Origin of the sequence: Ectobacillus funiculus, assembly GCF_004138295.1 — a bacterium.
Taxonomy (GTDB): domain Bacteria; phylum Bacillota; class Bacilli; order Bacillales; family Bacillaceae_G; genus Ectobacillus; species Ectobacillus funiculus.
Window position 1 is genome coordinate 1 of sequence record NZ_SCFM01000092.1, and the last position, 3,309, is coordinate 3,309.

The window sequence follows — 3,309 nt, forward strand, 5'->3', positions numbered from 1 at the left end:
TGACTGAACACGTTTGAGATTCTCGCTGCCTCGTTTAAATACGTACTCGCCGACAGGCTTAGAACCAACAAAGGAAACGGCTCTCACTTCAGGGTGATCTAAAATACCGTTCACAACATCGTGCGCACCATGAACAATGTTGAATACACCTTTTGGAAGCCCTGCCTCTGTAAATAGCTCAACTAATTTTTCTGTTAAGAGCGGTGTTCTTTCAGATGGCTTTAAAATAAATGTATTACCTAGGGCAATTGCCATTGGGAACATCCAGCAAGGCACCATCATTGGGAAGTTAAATGGTGCAATTCCCCCGACAACTCCTATTGGGTATCGATAATTGGTTGCTTCAACATCTGTAGCAATGGAAGCTAATGAATCCCCCATCATTAAAGAAGGTGCTCCGGCAGCAAATTCTTCATTCTCAATTCCACGTTGCACTTCCCCGCGTGCCTCAGTCAGGCTTTTTCCATTTTCCATTGTGATAAGGTTAGCCAATTCCTCCTTATGCTTTGTTAGTAATTGTTGATAGTTAAACAGAATTCTTGCACGTCGCGGCACTGCAACCTTTTGCCATGTTTCAAATGCTTTTGCAGCAACCTCGATCGCATAATCAATATCTTCTTTTGTTGAGATCGGAACTTGGGCAATTACTTCCTTTGTAGCTGGATTGTAAACATCCTCATATTTTGTTGTTTTGCTTTCAACCCACTCACCATTAATGTAATTTTTTAGCTTTACTGCTTACGACATAGCTTCTACCTCCTTGGAAAATGTGTTTTTGTTTATTGCCAATCATCTCAAAAACTTAGTTTACTTGGGTCTTTGCCTGAAAAATTCCCGCACTCCTTTTAACCAATTTCAGTTATAGTTTACCGGTCAAAAACTGGGCTTCTCCTAGTCCAAAACTCCAATCAGCATCCCCATTGGTAACAATAGAAACCATAATATCATTAGGCTCTATGCCGCATTTTTCTCCAAGTTCTTGAACTAAAAGTTTATAAAGATTCTGCTTCTGTTCATCACTTCTTTGTTTACTGGTTACACTTACTACTACCAAGTTGTTACTTCTCTCAAAACCTAAACCAGTATCCTCTATAATTAGTTCATGAGCAGGATGCTGGTGAACGATTTGATAACGATCTCTTTCAGGTACACCGAAAGCTTTAACCATTGCTCGGTGAGAAGCATCTAATAGATTTCTTATTGACTCCTCGTCTCGCCCTTCTATCAAATCAAATCTGATTAACGGCATAAATGAATAACCTCCAAAGTTAATTTAGTTACACTAAGCCAATGGCGCGCGGAGTAAGGATAACTAACAACCATATAGTGCGTATAACCTAAACTTTTATACCTTCACAATCTGAATTCCAAGCAGGGCTCAGATATGCCTAAAATTCACCCAAATTTAGATTATCAGGAAATAAGGGCAATCGATTATCTTACAACCAAAAACAAACACGTAATAAAGAAAACTCGCTGATTGGCGAGCCGGTAGGCGAAGACAGGGGCGTAGCCCTACTTATACTATATTCCTAAAACTTCCGACTACGTCGAATTCACTTCTAGCTAGAATTTTATATTTTCCTACAGTGTAAAAACAAAAGGACAATTGCCAAAGCGGCAGCAAATTTTATGGAGAAGGATATTAGAGATGGTGGAGTTACTTACATTGCAAATAGCTATTTCGCGAAGATTAGGCACTCCGGGTCAGGGGGACTTTGGCGGTGAAAAAGACATAGGAACCAAAGCCGGATAGGTTGATTCAGAAAAGGGGATTGCTATTATCGGATAAACTCCGTTGATAAACTTCTTTCCATCGTTCGACATCCCCGTTCTCTGTTTATGATTAAAAACTACTCATTTACTTAATAGAAGTGTGATACGTTCAGCATCCCTTGCTGGAAAGGAAACCTTCTAGGGTTACAATAGCATCTTGTTCGTCGCTTCCATTTGCAAGCAGGGTGATTTCTTCTCCCTTTCTAATGACTAAAGCCATCACCCCCATAATACCTTTCGCAGCTGCCATCCTCCCATTTTTAACAATGCTGATTTCACTGTTAAAGGAAGATGACTTTTGTACAAATTGATTCGCATACCGAGCTTGAAGACCGTGCTGAAGCTGGATGACAACTTTTCTCTCCATCATGAAACATCTACCCTCTCTTTCCAGGATTATAAGGTATCTACATAATCGATATTAAAGAAAACTCGCCGATTGGCAAGCCCTGCCTTTGGGCGAAGACAAAGGCGTAGCCCTACTTATACTGTATTCCTAAAATTTCTCGCTACGTCGAGTTGCTTTCAGGCTAGAATGGCGAAAATCATACACATTCCATAACTCTATCAATTGGTTTTGATACAGAAACTAATTTTTTTATATCTTGCATCATAAAAACTGGAGTAGGGAAAAAACTAAGTTTACCTGAGGGTGTAATAATTCGCTTCCATTGGATTTCGCCCTCAATCTCGACTCTTTCCCCAACCATCAAAGAAACTTCTAGTTCTTCACTTAAAATGGGAAGAATCTTAATTCGATCTTCACCTATCTGAACTCCATGTTCAGCCTCAAGAAAGAAGATAGAATCATTATTGTTATACCAAAGCTTTGGATACGGTCTTTGTTTAAAAACTTCTCCTCTAATTCTCATCAAAATCCCCCTGCTTAAGCTTATTAGTACTATTATAAAAAAGGACAACTTCGCCAACAGGTAAAGTCTGTCCCAAATGAAGCGGAGCCCATATATAAGCTATTCGAAATGGCATTATAACTCACAAATTAATAGATTATATACGGGTTCCTATTTTTCTATTAGTATTGTTTGGCATTTTTAAGCTTTTGTTGTTTCAACTCATATGCTTTTTAAACACCTTCTTGATTAGATACTTCAGGTACTCCAAAGTTCTACTAGCTGCCCTCGTAGCCGTCTGTCATTGTTCTCGGAAGCACCTTCATTTCAATTAGTTTGTCACTCCTACCTCGATGTAAGATCCTTCAGCAATTAATTGCTCAATTTCTTCCACTGTTGGCATTGCTTCGGAAGAGCTATGCTTGCTTACAACGATAGAAGCTGATGCACCGCCGTATCTTAAAGCTGTTTCAATCTCTTTGCCGCTGATTAAAGCATATAAGAACGCAGAAGCATAGGAATCACCTGCACCGAACGTTTTTAATACCTGTGTCTTGTATGCACGGCCTCTGAATGTTTCGCCTGATTTTGTGTAAGCATAGGATCCTTCTACACCGTGCTTAATAACAACCAATTCAGGGGAATGATTAAACAAGTAGCTGATTGTATCTTCGTTCTTTCC

At 39.5% G+C, this 3,309-nt stretch carries 4 protein-coding genes and 1 pseudogene; all 5 read right to left on the reverse strand.

Features of this window, described 5'->3' with window-relative positions; translation table 11 throughout:
* Nucleotides 1-717 (reverse strand): annotated as a pseudogene (gene iolA, locus EP737_RS24425) (methylmalonate-semialdehyde dehydrogenase); the annotation flags it as partial.
* 142 nt (nucleotides 718-859) lie between these two features.
* Complete coding sequence (locus EP737_RS24430) at nucleotides 860-1,249, reverse strand: tautomerase family protein (RefSeq protein ID WP_129731918.1); 390 nt, start codon at nucleotides 1,247-1,249, stop codon at nucleotides 860-862.
* Between the two features lie 636 nt (nucleotides 1,250-1,885).
* The gene (locus EP737_RS24435) at nucleotides 1,886-2,146 is read right to left on the reverse strand and encodes an HPr family phosphocarrier protein (protein WP_129731920.1); all 261 of its coding nucleotides are present in this window, start codon (nucleotides 2,144-2,146) and stop codon (nucleotides 1,886-1,888) included.
* A 175-nt stretch (nucleotides 2,147-2,321) separates the two neighbouring features.
* Complete coding sequence (locus tag EP737_RS24440) at nucleotides 2,322-2,648, reverse strand: hypothetical protein (RefSeq protein WP_129731922.1); 327 nt, start codon at nucleotides 2,646-2,648, stop codon at nucleotides 2,322-2,324.
* A gap of 310 nt (nucleotides 2,649-2,958) precedes the next feature.
* Nucleotides 2,959-3,309: PfkB family carbohydrate kinase (locus tag EP737_RS24445; RefSeq protein ID WP_215628811.1), on the reverse strand; the 351-nt coding region annotated here is incomplete at its 5' end.

Coding starts and splice junctions, on each gene's coding strand:
- EP737_RS24440 (WP_129731922.1), bottom strand. CDS start 2,648: ATGAGAATTAGAGGAGAAGTTTTTAAACAAAGACCGTATCCAAAGCTT.
- EP737_RS24430 (WP_129731918.1), bottom strand. CDS start 1,249: ATGCCGTTAATCAGATTTGATTTGATAGAAGGGCGAGACGAGGAGTCA.
- EP737_RS24435 (WP_129731920.1), bottom strand. CDS start 2,146: ATGATGGAGAGAAAAGTTGTCATCCAGCTTCAGCACGGTCTTCAAGCT.